Source organism: Shewanella phaeophyticola (assembly GCF_025398315.1).
GTDB lineage: Bacteria > Pseudomonadota > Gammaproteobacteria > Enterobacterales > Shewanellaceae > Shewanella > Shewanella phaeophyticola.
Map to the genome: position 1 here is coordinate 2,785,332 of NZ_JAODOQ010000001.1, position 15,837 is coordinate 2,801,168.

A 15,837-nucleotide genomic window follows, 5' to 3' on the forward strand; every position below is an offset into this window, starting at 1 on the left:
AGAGGGTCTTTTTTGCTTTTATGCTCAAACTGCCTTCCACTGTTTAACTAACATGGCTGAGCCACAAAGCTGAGCCATCGATTTATCACCAGACAGCGCTATTTCAAATACCTCAAACGGCACATTTGGCCACAGGCTGATTTCAAACGATGTATTGGCCAAAACAGTGCCAACGCCTTTTGGGGTACCTGTCATCACAATATCACCGTCATTCAAGCTCATAAACTCACTGATGGCGGCAAACATGGCATTGGGCTGGTAAGTCATTAATTGCTGGTGCCCAAGTTGAGTCACCACGTTATCAATGGTTAATTGAAAACACCAATTTTGCTGCGTTGATGTGATGGGAATAAATTCGCTAAACAATGCTGAACCGTCAAATGCTTTACTGCGCTCCCACGGTAAACCCTGCTTTTTGAGTTTGCCCTGTAATTCACGCTTGGTCATATCCAGTCCAACGCCTACAGCGCTAAATTGACCATCCTTAACCATAAAACACAGCTCAGCTTCATAATGCAGGGGTTCACCCATTTCACTGTGTAAGGTGTCAGTAATGGCAGAGCTCGGCTTTAAAAACACCACCATTTCATCGGGAATGTCATTGCCCAATTCATGAATATGGTCAACGTAATTACGCCCAATACAGACAATTTTTGATGGTGTAACGGCTAAAATCTGCTCGGTTTGTTTTAGTACTACATTGGGTAAATTCACATTAACCTCATCGGAAGTAAAACACTTCTACAACACATTAATACCATTTCCATTAATTATGTGACCAACCAGAGTCGCTCAGGTTAATTTAGAATAAGGGTTACACAAGGCATTGAGCAATTAAAATTTTTAGTTCTCAAGAAAATATGAGATGAGGGGTGGAAATCTATACAGCAGATAAAATTCAATAACAGAAGCCAAAATAGACTAAAAACATGCTAACTAAAGCGTTAAAGATGAATAACATGAGCGCACACGTTATCCATCTTTTTGCACTAATGGGTTAAGCGTATTCCTGCATAAAATCATCAAGGTTATCGTTAATAATTTCTATTTCATCGCCAGTAAACTGAGCGATGTGGAACAAGGCTTCACCTTCATTGGTCACCGGAATATTACTGTTACCAATAATAATACCATCAGACGGTGCTAAAAGCGGGCATGGTTCACCACCTAAAGGGTTAACGATGTTAGCCAATACCTGACCTTTTGACACTCGCTCACCTAATTTAAGTTTAATATTAACCAATCCATCAGCTTCACTGCGCACCCAATAGCTACGACTGGCATTGACACTGTTAGTCGCCTTAATTTTGCCTTTCAACATGCCAATACAACGCATCACATTAATGACACCATTGAGGCCTGATTTAATCGACATATCACTAAAGCGCAGCGCTTCACCCGCTTCGTATAAAATACACGGAATATCAAGGCTGTTGGCAAAACCACGCATTGAACCTTCGCGCGCTTTTGATGACATCACCACAGGCGCACCAAACGCATTGGCCATGGCCAACATGGTTTCATTGTCGGTATCACAACGAATTTGTGGTAAGTTTTCGCGGTGAATAGCGCCAGTATGTAAATCAACAATGTGAGTCGCACGCTTAACTAACATGCTACTAAACAAATGCGCTAGGCGACTGGCTAAAGCGCCTTTAGCAGTACCAGGAAAACAGCGATTTAAGTCGCGGCGATCTGGCAAGTAACGTGATTGTTGAATAAAGCCAAACACATTGACAATCGGTACCACTAACAAGGTTCCTGTTAAGGTTTTAGCATTCACACGACCGAGCAAGCGTCGACATATTTCAATGCCATTTAACTCATCACCATGAATAGCTGCGCAAACTAATAATGTCGCACCAGGTTTAGTGCCGTGGAACACTTCCACATGCAAATCCATTGGTGTGTCGTTATACAGTTTTGCAGCAGGCAGCTTGACACTTAATTGTGTCCCAGCGGTAACAGATACATCACCTATAACAAACGGTTCGTGCTTTTTTACCATTAACCGACTCCTTTAGTCTTGGCACTGGTTGATTTATCATTTTTTTCAATAAATTGAATGATCTTCTCTGCCACATCAATACCGGTTGCTTTCTCAATACCTTCAAGACCGGGTGAAGAGTTAACTTCCATGACTAACGTAGCCATGTTTTGAACGTAAAATATCAACACCTGCCACATTTAATCCCATAGTTTTCGCTGCACGTAACGCTGTTGAGCGTTCTTCTGGGGTTAATTTTACAAGACTGGCAGAACCGCCTCGGTGTAAGTTTGAACGAAACTCACCAGGCAATGCTTGGCGTTTCATGGCGGCAATCACACGATCACCAATCACAAAACAACGAATATCAGCACCACCAGCTTCGGCAATGTACTCTTGCACCATAATGTTGGCTTTTAAGCCCATAAAGGCTTCAATGACCGACTCTGCCGCTTTACGGGTTTCGGCCAATACCACACCAATACCTTGCGTACCCTCAAGCAATTTAATTACGCAAGGAGCACCACCGACCATGTCCAATAAATCAGGCACATCAGCAGGCTGGTTGGCAAAACCCGTTACCGGTAGACCAATGCTTTTACGTGATAAAAGCTGTAAAGAACGCAGCTTGTCGCGTGAGCGAGTAATGGCAACTGATTCATTTAACGGGTGAGTGCCCATCATTTCAAATTGACGAAGTACCGCAGTACCATAAAAGGTCACAGAAGCGCCAATACGTGGAATAACCGCATCAAACTTAGGTAGCTCTTCACCGCGAACATGAATGCTAGGCGCATTCATGTTGATGTTCATATAACACTTTAATGGATCAATAATTTTCACTTCATGACCACGGGCTTCAGCGGCTTCTTTTAGGCGACTGGTTGAGTAAAGATTGCGATTTCTCGACATAATGGCGATTTGCATGTTGCTATTCTCCTGCTAAAAACGACTCTGCCGAATTGACTAAAAAACGCCCTTCTAATGCGCGTCTACCGAGCAACATTCTAAATTTCATGTGGTCTCGATTAGTTAACGTCAGCTCAATATCAAATTGTTGTTCACCGATAATAATCGGCGTTTTTATCACGTAGCGGTTAGTCACATGGCCACCAGAGTCACTGACGGCTCGGCGATCAAATATTGGGAATTCGCACACTACTTCTCGAGTTGAATCTTGCTCCGGATGAAGCCAAACTCGAACCCATTTTTGTTTTTCTTTTTGAAAAGGTTTTATTTTAAACGCATGTAAACAGGATGTTTTTGCGCCGGTATCCACTTTAATTTTGACTCTTTCATTGTCAATTTCAGGAAAAGTGCCCCATTCTCGCCAACCCACAATACCGAGGGAGTGTTCAGTCATGGTCAATCCTTTCTTGTAGAGGAATTCTCATTCCAGAGTGTAATCTATCAATATAATCTATGTACGATTATCTACTGTTATATCGTTAATCTGTGACTTAATTGTCATCATTGTGACTCTGTTCAATATATTCTGGCACACAATCGCGCTCAGTAATTACACTAACATGTTAATCCATCACAAGATGATAGGTGTCAGTGAGTAACGTTACATATGAGAATATATGGAAATAAAAAGTCACAAGAGAAGGGATAAAACAACCTTTAAGATAATTTTACCATTAATGTTTTATTTATATCAAACTAACATTTAATGAATGTAGAAAATAAATCAAAAACTCAGTAAGTTACAAGCACAGCAAGCAAGACAAAAAACCATCAAAAATACACATTAACTTTTGATATTTGAGGTATAAAACTCAATTAAAAATAAAAAAGACTAAATATCACCCACTTTTAAAACCGGCTAATTAGTAACGCCAGTTTCACTCATTAATGAGATTGATTATGATGTGGCATCATTCAATATCTCATTCATTTCAAAAGGTATGCTCATGTTTAGCCAGCAAAGCTTTGATTTTTTAACTCTTCTTACCGCTAATAATGACCGAGAATGGTTTAAGGCCAATCAATCGCAATATGAAGACCGCGTACGCACCCCTGCACTGAATTTTATTGAAGCCATGCAAGATCCCATTTTAGCTCTGTCGCCTCGTTTTACCGCAATACCTAAAAAAGTCGGTGGCAGTTTAATGCGCCCACAACGTGATAGCCGCTTTAGTAAAGATAAAACACCTTACAAAACCAATGTCGGCATTCAATTTAGGCATTTTCAAGCAAAAGATGTTCATGCGCCGGGCTTTTATGTGCATGTCGCCAATGATGAATGTTTTATTGCTGCCGGTATTTGGCATCCAGAATCTCAAGCCTTAAATGCCATTAGACACTGCATTGATGAAAACCCAAACGGCTACAAAAAAGCCCTCGCAACATTAAAGCAAGCTGGTTTTGAATTAACAGGCGACAGTTTGATTAGACCGCCACGGGGATTTGACAGCCAACACCCATTAATTGATGAGCTTAAACGTAAAGATTTTATCGCCATTAAACCCGTCACTAAAGCACAAGTGTGCAGTGACGACTTTGTCGAATTTTGCAGTAAAGAATTTGAGCAAACACGTTCATTAATGGCTTACTTGTGCTTTGCGTTGTCGTTAGACTTTTAACTCAGACAACATTGAACCTATAACAATGAGCAGGCCTGAGTGCCGGTTCATTTTTATGGTTGTTTTAGCAACGCTAACTAACTCCGTTGTCTATGCTGTTTTCACCTCAAGACATGGTAAACTAACGCCATATTGCATTAAGTTGCACCTACACCTTTGCTATTTTGCCACATCAGGTTATTTCATGAGTCAAACACATTCTGCTAAATCCTTTCAATCAGTATTTAATGACAGCGTTGTTATTGATGCCAGTACACCCGCGCAAAAGCGTGCGCTGAGTTATGCCACCACCATCGAAATGTTGTTTAACCAAGTTATGAACAGCAAAATGCCTGCCGATAGAATTATTAGTCAATATTTTCGTGAGCACAAAAAGCATGGTTCAAAAGACAGACGTGTGATCCGCGAGAGTTTATTTGGTTTGTTCCGTTGGTGGGGCTGGTTAAGTCAATTACAGAGTGAGCAGCCACACGTAACCTGGTTTAGACAGTTAAGTGCTTGTGCAGCTCTTGAGCAACATGCATGGCAAGATATCACTCAAGCATGGAACACCTTAGCCGCATGGCCAACAACAGAAGCGCATCCAACAGCCTGCGACAATATCAATGACAAACTCAGGATGTTTATGTCGTTATCTGGACTAACAGCTTGTCAAATCAGCGATTTATTACCCAGCTGGTTTTGGCAAACCTGCCCAGTTGCACCAGTAGATCAGTTAGCGGTAGTGGAAGCGATGACTAGTCGCCCGCCAATTTGGGCGAGAGTACAGAACATAAAAGCGTCACCTGCCATAGCGCAACTGAATAAAGCCGGCGTGGACGCCATTGCCAGTCAATACTTTGCAGATGCCATTAGCCTGGGTCATAAAAGCATTAACCTCAATGAGATTGACACCTACAAGCAAGGACATCTTGAAATCCAGGATTTAGCCTCACAAGTCATTGGCCAAATCTGTCAACCAGATGCCGATCAAATCTGGTGGGATGCATGTAGCGGCGCGGGTGGCAAAACCTTACAGCTACGCTCGTTGATGTTACAACAAGATCCCCAAAGCCCTGGCACGATTACCGCGTCTGACATACGCAACAAGCCATTAGAAGAGCTCAAAAAACGAGCTAAACGCGCCAACTTTAACAACATTATTGTTGCCCCGTGGAAATCAGATGCTTTACCGGTTAATGCGGGTGCATTTGACGGCGTGTTGGTTGATGCACCTTGCAGTTGTACAGGAATCTGGCGACGAAACCCAGATATGCGCTGGTTAGATGATGCAAGCGCGGTGACCGACAAGCCAGAACTGCAATTCGATATTTTAATCCGCAGTGCTGCTGCGGTGAAATCAGGTGGGCAATTAGTGTATGCAACGTGTTCATTGTCACCAAGTGAAAACGAACACCTTGTTGAGGCATTTTTAGCGCAAACCAATGAATTCGAATTAGTGCCTGTGATCCACCCATTTACAGGTGAATCATGCAGCATGCTTACCATTTGGCCGCAAGTTGCAGACAGTGATGGTATGTTTGTCGCTAAAATGCGCCGAAAATAAAATCTAATTCATTCAAAATCTTATGAATCAGTACAACTATTACTGCTTAATCATAAGCAAAAACGCCATCTAATTAGATGGCGTTTTTTTGTTTAAATCGTTGTAATGATTCATTACTTTCGATGCAATCTTAAAATTAATTCAGCTTCGGCTTTAGGTAATTCGCACTCTTGCATTAACTCTTCAACCCCAGCCCCTAAGCCCACCATTTTAACGGCACGAGAATACAGTTTAGCTTGTGGGTCTTGTTGGCTGGCTTCTTCAAGCATATCTGACTGTTGGGAGAGCTTCTTTTCAATCTCAACAACTCGGCGGCCAACGCCAATGGTGCCGCTGCGCAGTTCATGCAATTCACGCTTTACAGCTTCACGCTGACGATCGCTTTCTTTAACTAATACCGTTAACGCATCGACTTTAATTTTCAGTTTGCGGGATTGTTTTTGTAAATAAAGCACATAGCCAAGACAAGCAACAACGCCAACTAAAGCTGCAATTAAAAATTCATCACCCATTAACATACCTTTATTGCGCTACCGGCTAAGCAAAAGCCAACACATGATTAGGTTGACTTTTTGAGACAAGGTTATGATTAGAGCTGAGTTAATTCAACCCACTCTTCATCTGATAACAATTTATCAAGGTCAACCAAAATCAATAGCTCATCATCGCGATTACTCACACCTTGAATAAATTTGGCGCTTTCTTCTGTGCCAACATTAGGCGCATTGTCAATTTCTGAACGACGTAAATAAACCACCTCAGCAACGCTATCGACCAAAATACCAATGACTTGTTTTTCAGCTTCAATAATCACGATACGGGTTGAGTCATCAAGCTCTGCTGATTGTAAACCAAAGCGTGAACGGGTATCAATCACCGTGACTACGTTACCGCGAAGATTAATAATTCCTAATACATAATGCGGCGCACCTGGCACTGGAGCTATTTCGGTATAACGTAATACTTCTTGAACTTGCATTACATTAATGCCGTAGGTTTCATTGTCTAACTTAAATGTTACCCACTGTAATACTGCATCGTCTTTACCTGCAGCAACCGCTGCTTCACTTCTAGAATCGCTCATAGTTAACCTCGGTCAATCGAATCCTGACAGCCTAAACCTGCATCAAGCATTTCGATTAATGCTTGAACATGCAAAATGCCACACATTTGTTGTTTTACTACCCCAGCAAGCCATGGACGCTTACCCGGTTTTTCACGCCAATTGACGTGTGATTTATCTATTTTAACGGCATTAACGAGTGACTCACACGTTAATCCCCAAGCACTGTCTTCTAACATTACAAGATATTGATAATCTACTGTTTCTGCCAATTCCGGTGTATATTTTTCGGGCATAACCCAAGCACAAGTATCGACCACGTTAATTTTACTGTCACGGTGTGTCTGCACACCTTTAAACCATGATGGACGGCCAATAATGTGATTAATTCTGTCTATCTTGATAATGCCACCCAAACTGACCAGTGGCACAGCTAAGGTTAACCCGGCAACATTAAAGAATAACACCTGAAACTCATCTTCTAATACTTCTTGTAGATTATGAGTAATACTTGGCGGTGTTGCCCCTGTTTGGGTTTGCGCCTGTTGTTGTAATGCCTTCGCTTCAGCAAGCTTATCATGCTTAATAATAGCTTCTTTTAGTTCAGCTAGCTCACTATTATCAGTTTTTATATCGACTAACGGTTTGATTTCTTTATTCGTTAGTGGTTTATTTTGTAAGTTTGCACTATCAGACGCTGGTTGCTCAAGGGTTTTGATCTCAGTTTGACTAATTGCTTGGCGTACACGCTCTGCACTGGCTTTAATTTGCTGCTTTATATCCACATTTGGCGTTGCGGGCTTAGAAACTGCAGACAACAATTTTTCAAGTGCGAGCTTATCGACAACAGATTTAGGCTCGGCAAATTCTCTGTTTGTGGCTGATTTGCTAGCCGATATTTGTGCGCTAGCGATGACTACTGCCGATGTGTTACTGCTAAGCAGTGCATCAATCGATTTTTTATTGGGAGTAGTGGGTTTCGCTTGTGCAGCTTTACCCTCTGTAATTTGAGCTTGTGATAAGGCTTCAGGTTCGACAGAAGGCTCCGATTGTTGACTCGGTTCCTGCAATAACAAACTGAAATAATCAAAAACAGTTTCATCAACCGATTTTGACATGAGCAAACTCCCGAGCGTATAAAAAATCAAGCAGACGATTATAAGCTTTCACCCCACGACTTGTCGCAGAATAATGTGACGCAGGTAAATGCGCTAGGCTGGCGTCTCTAAATTTAGTGTCAACGGGGATCACATCATTAGGCCATAACGTTTGGCCATATTTATCTTGTAAGAACTGCAATGCGATGGGGGATGCTTTGGTGCGCTTGTCGTACATGGTGGGTAAAACCGTGTAACTGTAACGCGTTTTTTTAGATCGCCCCATGATTTCCATGGTTTTTACCATTCTTTCTAAGCCTTTAATCGCCAAAAACTCGGTTTGCACCGGAATAATAATATGTTGGCTTGCCGCTAACGCATTCACCATGAGTACGCCAAGTACTGGAGGGCAATCAATGATTGCGACATCGTACTTGTCTTCGACTAATGCCAATAAATTACGTAACACCAATCCCATGCCTTCTTGATGCCCTAACGAACGATCTAACGTTGCTAATGCCATATTAGCAGGAATGATATCTAAGCCTTCGATTTGCGTGGGGATGACATTTTGCAGTATTAATTCTTGTGTCAACGATTGATGATTTAAAAACACATCATAAAGCGAACCAGGCACTTCTTCGGAATCAATGCCTAAATAATAGCCCAAAGAGGCATGTGGATCGGTGTCAATCATTAACACCCGCTGACCACGCTTAGCTAACGCTCCCGCGAGGCTAGCAACTGTGGTGGTTTTACCCACGCCACCTTTTTGATTTGCTACCGTCCATACTTTCAAAAAAGCCTCTCAACTTATCATTATGTGATGGAATGTTTATTGTTGTTGCTGCTGTTTATCATCACGGGTTGTTACCCGTATTCCGCCATTGGGTAAGCTTATCACTTTAACCCCTTGCGCATTTTCTGACACTATAACTTCTTGAGTTTTAAATGTCTGTGCGCTATCGGACGATTGCGGCAAGTGGCTATCTTGGGACTCGGTGTCATTAATGGTTCCAGTGCCGATTAAGACACTTTTTGCTTCATCTTGAGTCCCCGTTTTAATAATGGCTTGGGTTTGTTCAGGATGTTGGCTTAACCAATTAGCTATATTAGCCGCTTGTTCTTCAGGCACCATCAATAACACTTGAGATGATTTTAGTTGCTCAATTTCCTGAGTCATTAATGCCATTTTACGTCTGGAATCAACATATAAACTGGCCAAAACGATGATAGCAATACAGCACAAAAATAATACTAGCATGAGTTTAGTCGAAAAAGTGCTAGCGGGCTTAGCCACGGCTAGTCTCTTTTAAGATGGCATCGGCCATACTATCAAGCGCGATTGAATGAGCAGCAAGACCAGCAGAAACAATTGCTTGTGGCATACCGTAAACCACACAGCTTGCTTCATCTTGGCCCAAATGGTTGCCCCAACAGACTTGAGCATTCTGGCACCTTCGCGGCCATCGGCGCCCATACCCGTTAACACCACTGCCAACACATCACTACCAAAAGCTTTTGATGCCGAGGCAAAGGTAATATCAACCGAAGGTTTGTAATTCATGTCGCTAGTGCCTGACACCACCTTTAAACGGCTCGTACTGCCATTACGCTCTATCATCAATTGCATTCCGCCAGGTGCAAGGTATGCGCAACCAGGACGCAGCATATCGCCGGTTTCAGCTTCTTTGACATTGATTTTACACAGCGTATTTAATCGTGAAGCAAAAGCTGGAGTAAACGCAGCTGGCATATGTTGAATCAACACAATAGGATGTGGGTAATTAGCTGGAAATGCAGTTAACACTTTTTGTAGCGCGACTGAGCCACCAGTAGATGTGCCAATTAACAGTGCTTTATACTGCTTACCGCTGGCACGAATAGTAGACGTTGAAGTTACGGGTGCGGCTGTTGGACGTTCCATTGCGGGTGTTGTTAAAGCACTACGAGAGACAGGCTTAGTAATACTATTCGGCGTTGTACTTGGAGTAGTGAGTCGCGATGATATTGGTCTACGATCAGTGCTTAAACTAGATTGAGTTAAGCCACTCGAGCGGCGTGTTTCAATGGTCGTTGGCGAAGAGGTAGTCACTGGACGATACATTCGTCTACGCCCCAACGCTTTGATGCGTTGTTGCAACAGGCTAATGGCTTCGTCTTTATTGGTGGCGATATCTTCAAAACGTTTTGGCAAAAAGTCGAGCGCACCCGCTTCTAATGCATCAAGCGTTGCTTTCGCGCCGTCGTGGGTTAACGAAGAAAACATCAAAATAGGGGTCGGATTACTTGCCATGATTTCACGGACGGCACTGATCCCGTCCATAACCGGCATTTCAATATCCATCGTGATGACTTGCGGTTTTAATTTTGCAGCCATTTCAACGGCTTCTTTGCCATTGACAGCGACAGCAACGACCTCGAGATCAGGATCTTGATTAACAATCTCACTGACTCGACGTCGAAAAAAGCTAGAATCATCTACAACTAATACTTTTATGGCCATTTAATTCCTTAAATAATGGAACTTTTATTTTTTGTTTTTGTTTTTGGCGTAATGTTTTAGTAAACCAGGAATATCCAAAATAAGTGCAATACCACCGTCAGAAGTAATCGTTGCGCCTGCCATACCCGGGGTTCCTTGCAGCATACTTCCAAGCGGTTTGATGACCACTTCTTCTTGACCAATTAAAGCATCAACAACAAAACCAATTTGCATTGTACCTAGTTGTACAATGACAACATGACCATGTTTTTTATCACCATGTTTAAAGGTAGTCTTTTTACTGTGTAGCCATTGCTCTAAATAAAATAATGGTACAGCTTTATTACGGAAAATAACCGTTAATTGACCATCTACAATGTTGGTTTTACTTAGATCTAAATTAAAGATCTCATTCACACTTGATAATGGTAAGGCGAAAACTTGTTTCGACACATCAACCATTAAGGTTGGCATGATAGCTAAAGTTAACGGTACTTTGATTTCAAGCACTGTACCTTTGCCCTTCATTGAATCAATGTGCACGGTACCGTTTAGCTGATTAATGCGGGTTTTTACCACATCCATACCAACGCCACGCCCTGAAATATCAGAGATCTCAACCTTAGTTGAAAAACCTGGCGCAAATATCAGGTTGTAGGCTTCATTGTCTGTCATTCTCGCAGCGGCATCTTCATCTAATACACCACGGGAAATTGCAATTTGTTTCAGCTTTTCCGGGTCCATACCTGCGCCATCATCCTCGATTTTAAGCAGGATATGGTCGCCTTCTTGGCTGGCAGATAAAGTAATGGTACCTGCGCGAGGTTTGCCACTGGCTTCACGAGAAATTGGCATTTCAATACCATGGTCAACTGAGTTTCTCACTAAGTGGACTAATGGATCGGCTAACGCCTCAACTAGATTTTTATCAAGATCGGTATCTTCACCAATCATGATTAAATTAATTTCTTTGTTTAAGGTTCGCGCCATATCACGAACAACACGAGGAAAACGACCAAATACTTTCTTAATGGGCTGCATGCGGGTTTTCATTACCGCGCCCTGCAAGTCAGCAGTCACCAAATCAAGGTTGGCTAATGCTTTAGACATTTCTTCGTCTTCACGAGTAATGCCAAGGCTCACTAAGCGGTTACGCACTAGCACTAACTCGCCGACCATGTTCATGATTTCGTCAAGGCGGGCTGTATCAACACGAACGGTTGTTTCACCTTGTGGCACTGCAGGCGCTTTGGCTGGCGCGGGTGCTACGGCTTTATCTTTAGCAGCTTCAACTTTAGGCACTGGGGTTGAAGGAGTCGCTTTAACTGGGGCGCTTGTTGGCGCTGCAGGTTTAACAACCTCAGTCACTTTAGGGGGTACTGGCGAACTGGCAGTTGCTGCTGGCGTTGACGACTTGGCTACAATAGGAGCGCCGCCTTTGCCATGTAATTCATCTAATAAACGCTCAAACTCATCGTCTGTGATTTCATCTGAGTCAACCATGGGCTCAACCACAGGTTCAGCTGGTTTTGGTTTTTCTGCAGCCGGTTCATTGTTGGCTTTAAACGAGCCAGAACCATGTAGTTCATCAAGTAAGGCTTCAAATTCGTCATCGGTTATTTCATCGCTGTTTGACGATGCTGTTGAGGATGAAGATGTAGGTGTTTCAATGGCTGATGATGCAGCATTTGATGTCGGGCTTTTACCTGTACCATGAAGCGCATCAAGCAAAGCTTCAAACTCAGACTCATCGATCTCATCAATACTTGATGTTGACGCTGAAGCTTCTGAACTAATGTCTTCTACGTATTCGGGTTCGACAACCTCAACCGCTTCTTCAATAATTTCAGGCTCTGCAGCTGTCTCGCCCATTTCTGAAGGTAATGGTGCACCAGAACTTAATAGTTTTAATTTTGAGAGTAGTTCGCCATCGGCGGGATCTTGCTGTTGGCTCATGCTGTGTTTGGCCAAACATCGAATTGATGGCATCAACGGCTTGCAAAATAATGTCCATTAATTCTGCATTGACGCCGCGTTTGCCTGTACGTAACAGGTCAAATGTGTTTTCAGCTTCGTGACAAACGTCAACCATTGGCTTCAAACTTAAAAAGCCAGCTCCACCTTTTACCGTGTGAAAACCACGAAAAATGGCATTTAATAAATCACTGTCATCAGGATTATTTTCAAGAGCGACTAACTGCTCTTGTAGAAGCTCTAAAATCTCACCAGCTTCAATTAAAAAGTCCTGGAGTATCTCTTCATCAACATCAAAGGACATTAAATTGACTCCTAATTAGAAACCCAGACTTGATAGCAGATCGTCAACTTCATCCTGACCCGTGACCACGTCTTCGCGCAACTCAGCGTTCACGATTGTAGCCTTCTGCTTCTATCTTATTATCGTTAACTGTAGGTAATGATTCAGCAGTATGCTCACCGAATACGGTTAACATAGACACTAAATTACTTTCTACCTCGCGCACCAATTCAATCACACGACGTATCATCTGACCGGTTAAATCTTGGAAGTCTTGCGCCATCAAAATTTGATTGAGCAATTCACGAAGTCGGTTAGAGTCATGCTCACTGTTTGACATAAATTGTTGTACGTCATGGCAAAGTGATTTGAATTCACCTAATGCAATATCACGACGCATCAATTTATCCCACATAGGAGTCACTGATTGAATGTTACTAATAATGGTATCGGCCAAAGGTAGACATTCTTCAACTGCATCCATGGTTTTATTTGCAGCTTGTTCTGTCATATCAATAACGTAGTTTAATCTTTCTTTGGCATCTGGTATTTCAGTGTTAGCCAATTCAGACAAACGGTTATCAACTTGAAAATCCTTGAGTGCACTGTGCAATTGGCGTGTCAGTTTACCGACTTCCTCAAACAGCTCGCGCTGAAGCGGAGAAGCAAGTTCTCTAATGACTTCGTCAGCTTGTTCTTGCATTCCCGCAGAAAGCAGTTCAACAAGTTGCTGGGCCTGTTCGAGAGTAATTAACCCCGATAATGATGCCTGCATGACTTATCCTTGCTTATGCGAGTCGTTCAAAGATTTTATCTAACTTTTCTTTTAACGTAGCAGCGGTAAAAGGTTTAACAACATAACCGTTTACGCCAGCTTGAGCCGCAGCAATGATTTGTTCACGCTTAGCTTCAGCGGTAACCATTAATACGGGTAAATGTTTCAGTGAATCATCTGCTCGAATTGCTTTAAGTAAATCAATACCCTGCATTCCAGGCATGTTCCAGTCTGTTACAACAAAGTCAAAATCGCCTTTTTGTAACATCGGTAAGGCCGTTGAGCCGTCATCTGCTTCTTGAGTATTATTAAATCCCAAGTCTCGCAACAAGTTCTTAATGATACGTCTCATTGTTGAAAAGTCGTCAACAATAAGAATCTTCATATTCTTGTCCAAGGTTTCCTCCGGTGAGCTAACAATCGTTTGCTCTATAATTAGTTATTATTCTTGTGTCCAATGCTTGAGTTTCGCTTTTAACCGCAGCATAGCCTGACTTAATATCTGGCTAACTCGCGATTCGCTAACGTCAAGGATGGCACCAATTTCTTTTAAGTTTAATGCTTCGTCGTAGTATAACGACAGCACTAACGCATCTCTTTCTGGCAATGTTTTAATTGCTTCGACTAGCGCAGATTGGAATTGTGTCTCAGCAAGAGAGTCAAATGTTTCATCTGGTGATTCGTCATCGGTGATTAACACATCCTGAGACACACCAAGATCTTCTATGCCTATGATTTTCCCCACGGAAACATCATTTAAGATATGATGGTACTCATCAAGAGACATATCAAGTTTTTCAGCTATTTCTGTGTCACGTGCATCACGGCCTAACTGTTGCTCTAGTTCGTCAATGACTTGAGCAACACGACGATTGTTACGATGGACAGAGCGCGGAACCCAGTCACCACGACGGATTTCGTCAATCATTGCCCCGCGAATACGAATACCAGCAAAGGTTTCAAACTTAGCCCCTTTGCTGCCATCAAATTTTGATGATGCTTCAAGTAGCCCCATCATACCGGCTTGTAATAAGTCGTCTAGTTGCACTGATGCTGGTAACCTTGCCAACATATGATGAGCAATTCTTTTCACCAACGGTGCATACTGTTCAACAATCGATGTTTTGTTATCGAACTGAGTATACGCTGCGGCTTTATTCACTCGCTCTGTCCTCTTCTGTTGGCTTACGTTGTACTAAACGTTCAACAAAAAACTCTAAATGACCACCCGGCTGCTGTGGAATAGGCCAAGTCATAATTTTGTTAGCCAAACCATGGTAAGCAATCGCTGATGGAGACTTGGGAAAAGCTTCAACAACTAATTTTTGTTTACGGACAGATTTACGTAAGTTCTCATCAAAAGGAACGGTAGCCACTAACTCAAGTGCCACATCTAAAAATCTGTCTGTCACTTTACTGAGTTTAGCAAATAATTCCATACCTTCGCGTAAACTACGCACCATATTTGCCACAATTTTGAAGTGGAACACACCGTGCTCACGACTTAAGATTTTAATTAAGGCATAGGCATCGGTAATAGATGTGGGCTCATCACACACAACAATGAGCACATCTTGCGAAGCACGTGAAAAACTCAACACCATATCTGAGATACCCGCTGCAGTATCGACGATGAGTATGTCAAATTGCGTACGCATTTCGCTAAATGCACGAATTAATCCGGCATGCTGTGCTTGAGTCAATTCAACCATGGCTTGAGTGCCTGAAGTTGCTGGCACAATACCAATGCCTTTAGTGACTTCACGCACAATGATGTCATCTAGCTCTGCATCGCCAGATAATACATGTGATAAGTTTTTCTCTGCTCGGATCCCGAGCATAACATCGACGTTGGCTAAGCCTAAATCAGCATCAAGCACCAATACACGTTTGCCCTTTTCGGCTAATGCAACTGCGGTATTAATTGACACGCTTGTTTTGCCGACTCCACCTTTACCACCGGAGACGGCAATGACTTTAACTTTATCGTTATTTGGTTGATTCATCATACGTAAACCACTTGCTTGATCCCGAGTCAT

At 42.4% G+C, this 15,837-nt stretch carries 15 protein-coding genes and 3 pseudogenes; 2 read left to right on the forward strand and 16 right to left on the reverse strand.

Annotation, left to right across the window (positions count from 1 at the left end):
- Window positions 1-24 precede the first annotated feature (24 nt).
- The 4 genes and pseudogenes from N4T56_RS12875 to N4T56_RS12890 form a co-directional block, all read right to left on the reverse strand.
- Window positions 25-714 (reverse strand): fumarylacetoacetate hydrolase family protein, encoded by a 690-nt coding sequence (locus tag N4T56_RS12875; RefSeq protein ID WP_261733515.1) that lies wholly within the window; start codon window positions 712-714, stop codon window positions 25-27.
- Window positions 715-997: 283 nt separating this feature from the next.
- Window positions 998-2,008 carry a succinylglutamate desuccinylase/aspartoacylase family protein gene (locus tag N4T56_RS12880; RefSeq protein ID WP_261733516.1) on the reverse strand — a complete coding sequence of 337 codons (1,011 nt, stop codon included), beginning with the start codon at window positions 2,006-2,008 and terminating at the stop codon, window positions 998-1,000.
- Window positions 2,008-2,914, reverse strand: a pseudogene (rimK, locus tag N4T56_RS12885) (30S ribosomal protein S6--L-glutamate ligase). Before rimK ends, N4T56_RS12880 begins: the two are co-directional and overlap by 1 nt.
- Window positions 2,915-2,918: 4 nt before the next feature.
- On the reverse strand, window positions 2,919-3,350 hold the full coding sequence (locus tag N4T56_RS12890) for an ATP-dependent zinc protease family protein (protein ID WP_188917977.1): 432 nt from the start codon (window positions 3,348-3,350) through the stop codon (window positions 2,919-2,921).
- 553 nt (window positions 3,351-3,903) lie between these two features.
- On the opposite strand from N4T56_RS12890, the gene N4T56_RS12895 reads away from it, so the two are divergent.
- Window positions 3,904-4,575 (forward strand): DUF2461 domain-containing protein, encoded by a 672-nt coding sequence (locus N4T56_RS12895; protein WP_261733517.1) that lies wholly within the window; start codon window positions 3,904-3,906, stop codon window positions 4,573-4,575.
- Window positions 4,576-4,759: 184 nt separating this feature from the next.
- Window positions 4,760-6,121, forward strand: coding sequence for an RsmB/NOP family class I SAM-dependent RNA methyltransferase (locus tag N4T56_RS12900; RefSeq protein ID WP_261733518.1), 1,362 nt, complete (start codon window positions 4,760-4,762; stop codon window positions 6,119-6,121).
- A 113-nt stretch (window positions 6,122-6,234) separates the two neighbouring features.
- On the opposite strand, the gene N4T56_RS12905 is transcribed toward N4T56_RS12900, so the two are convergent.
- The 12 genes and pseudogenes from N4T56_RS12905 to N4T56_RS12955 all read right to left on the reverse strand — a co-directional run bounded on the left by N4T56_RS12905 (window position 6,235) and on the right by N4T56_RS12955 (window position 15,837).
- Complete coding sequence (locus N4T56_RS12905) at window positions 6,235-6,633, reverse strand: DUF2802 domain-containing protein (RefSeq protein ID WP_261733519.1); 399 nt, start codon at window positions 6,631-6,633, stop codon at window positions 6,235-6,237.
- 77 nt (window positions 6,634-6,710) lie between these two features.
- Complete coding sequence (locus N4T56_RS12910; protein WP_261733520.1) at window positions 6,711-7,205, reverse strand: chemotaxis protein CheW; 495 nt, start codon at window positions 7,203-7,205, stop codon at window positions 6,711-6,713.
- 2 nt (window positions 7,206-7,207) lie between these two features.
- Window positions 7,208-8,302 carry a chemotaxis protein CheW gene (locus tag N4T56_RS12915; RefSeq protein WP_261733521.1) on the reverse strand — a complete coding sequence of 365 codons (1,095 nt, stop codon included), beginning with the start codon at window positions 8,300-8,302 and terminating at the stop codon, window positions 7,208-7,210.
- Window positions 8,286-9,080 carry a ParA family protein gene (locus N4T56_RS12920; RefSeq protein ID WP_261733522.1) on the reverse strand — a complete coding sequence of 265 codons (795 nt, stop codon included), beginning with the start codon at window positions 9,078-9,080 and terminating at the stop codon, window positions 8,286-8,288. The genes N4T56_RS12915 and N4T56_RS12920 overlap by 17 nt, the downstream gene beginning before the upstream one ends.
- A 36-nt stretch (window positions 9,081-9,116) precedes the next feature.
- Window positions 9,117-9,581 carry a membrane anchored protein in chemotaxis locus gene (locus tag N4T56_RS12925; RefSeq protein WP_261733523.1) on the reverse strand — a complete coding sequence of 155 codons (465 nt, stop codon included), beginning with the start codon at window positions 9,579-9,581 and terminating at the stop codon, window positions 9,117-9,119.
- Window positions 9,574-10,787, reverse strand: a pseudogene (locus tag N4T56_RS12930) (protein-glutamate methylesterase/protein-glutamine glutaminase). Before N4T56_RS12930 ends, N4T56_RS12925 begins: the two are co-directional and overlap by 8 nt.
- Window positions 10,788-10,811: 24 nt before the next feature.
- On the reverse strand, window positions 10,812-12,722 hold the full coding sequence (locus N4T56_RS12935; RefSeq protein ID WP_390904054.1) for a chemotaxis protein CheA: 1,911 nt from the start codon (window positions 12,720-12,722) through the stop codon (window positions 10,812-10,814).
- Window positions 12,613-13,044: an Hpt domain-containing protein gene (locus tag N4T56_RS22800; RefSeq protein WP_390904055.1), complete on the reverse strand. Its 432-nt coding sequence runs from the start codon at window positions 13,042-13,044 to the stop codon at window positions 12,613-12,615. Before N4T56_RS22800 ends, N4T56_RS12935 begins: the two co-directional genes overlap by 110 nt.
- Before the next feature lie 15 nt (window positions 13,045-13,059).
- Window positions 13,060-13,798: pseudogene (locus N4T56_RS12940) on the reverse strand (protein phosphatase CheZ).
- Window positions 13,799-13,811: 13 nt separating this feature from the next.
- The gene (cheY, locus tag N4T56_RS12945) at window positions 13,812-14,195 is read right to left on the reverse strand and encodes a chemotaxis response regulator CheY (protein ID WP_007649667.1); all 384 of its coding nucleotides are present in this window, start codon (window positions 14,193-14,195) and stop codon (window positions 13,812-13,814) included.
- 45 nt (window positions 14,196-14,240) lie between these two features.
- A complete protein-coding gene (locus tag N4T56_RS12950) occupies window positions 14,241-14,960 on the reverse strand; it encodes an RNA polymerase sigma factor FliA (RefSeq protein ID WP_261733524.1) in 720 nt (239 codons plus the stop codon).
- Window positions 14,953-15,837: a MinD/ParA family protein gene (locus N4T56_RS12955; RefSeq protein ID WP_261733525.1), complete on the reverse strand. Its 885-nt coding sequence runs from the start codon at window positions 15,835-15,837 to the stop codon at window positions 14,953-14,955. The genes N4T56_RS12950 and N4T56_RS12955 overlap by 8 nt, the downstream gene beginning before the upstream one ends.

What these genes read in the sequence shown, in the direction of transcription:
- N4T56_RS12955 (WP_261733525.1), bottom strand. Translation starts at nt 15,837, where the DNA reads ATGACTCGGGATCAAGCAAGTGGTTTACGTATGATGAATCAACCAAAT.
- N4T56_RS12890 (WP_188917977.1), bottom strand. Translation starts at nt 3,350, where the DNA reads ATGACTGAACACTCCCTCGGTATTGTGGGTTGGCGAGAATGGGGCACT.
- N4T56_RS12910 (WP_261733520.1), bottom strand. Translation starts at nt 7,205, where the DNA reads ATGAGCGATTCTAGAAGTGAAGCAGCGGTTGCTGCAGGTAAAGACGAT.
- N4T56_RS12915 (WP_261733521.1), bottom strand. Translation starts at nt 8,302, where the DNA reads ATGTCAAAATCGGTTGATGAAACTGTTTTTGATTATTTCAGTTTGTTA.
- N4T56_RS12935 (WP_390904054.1), bottom strand. Translation starts at nt 12,722, where the DNA reads ATGAGCCAACAGCAAGATCCCGCCGATGGCGAACTACTCTCAAAATTA.
- N4T56_RS22800 (WP_390904055.1), bottom strand. Translation starts at nt 13,044, where the DNA reads ATGTCCTTTGATGTTGATGAAGAGATACTCCAGGACTTTTTAATTGAA.
- N4T56_RS12900 (WP_261733518.1), top strand. Translation starts at nt 4,760, where the DNA reads ATGAGTCAAACACATTCTGCTAAATCCTTTCAATCAGTATTTAATGAC.
- N4T56_RS12895 (WP_261733517.1), top strand. Translation starts at nt 3,904, where the DNA reads ATGTTTAGCCAGCAAAGCTTTGATTTTTTAACTCTTCTTACCGCTAAT.
- N4T56_RS12880 (WP_261733516.1), bottom strand. Translation starts at nt 2,008, where the DNA reads ATGGTAAAAAAGCACGAACCGTTTGTTATAGGTGATGTATCTGTTACC.
- N4T56_RS12905 (WP_261733519.1), bottom strand. Translation starts at nt 6,633, where the DNA reads ATGGGTGATGAATTTTTAATTGCAGCTTTAGTTGGCGTTGTTGCTTGT.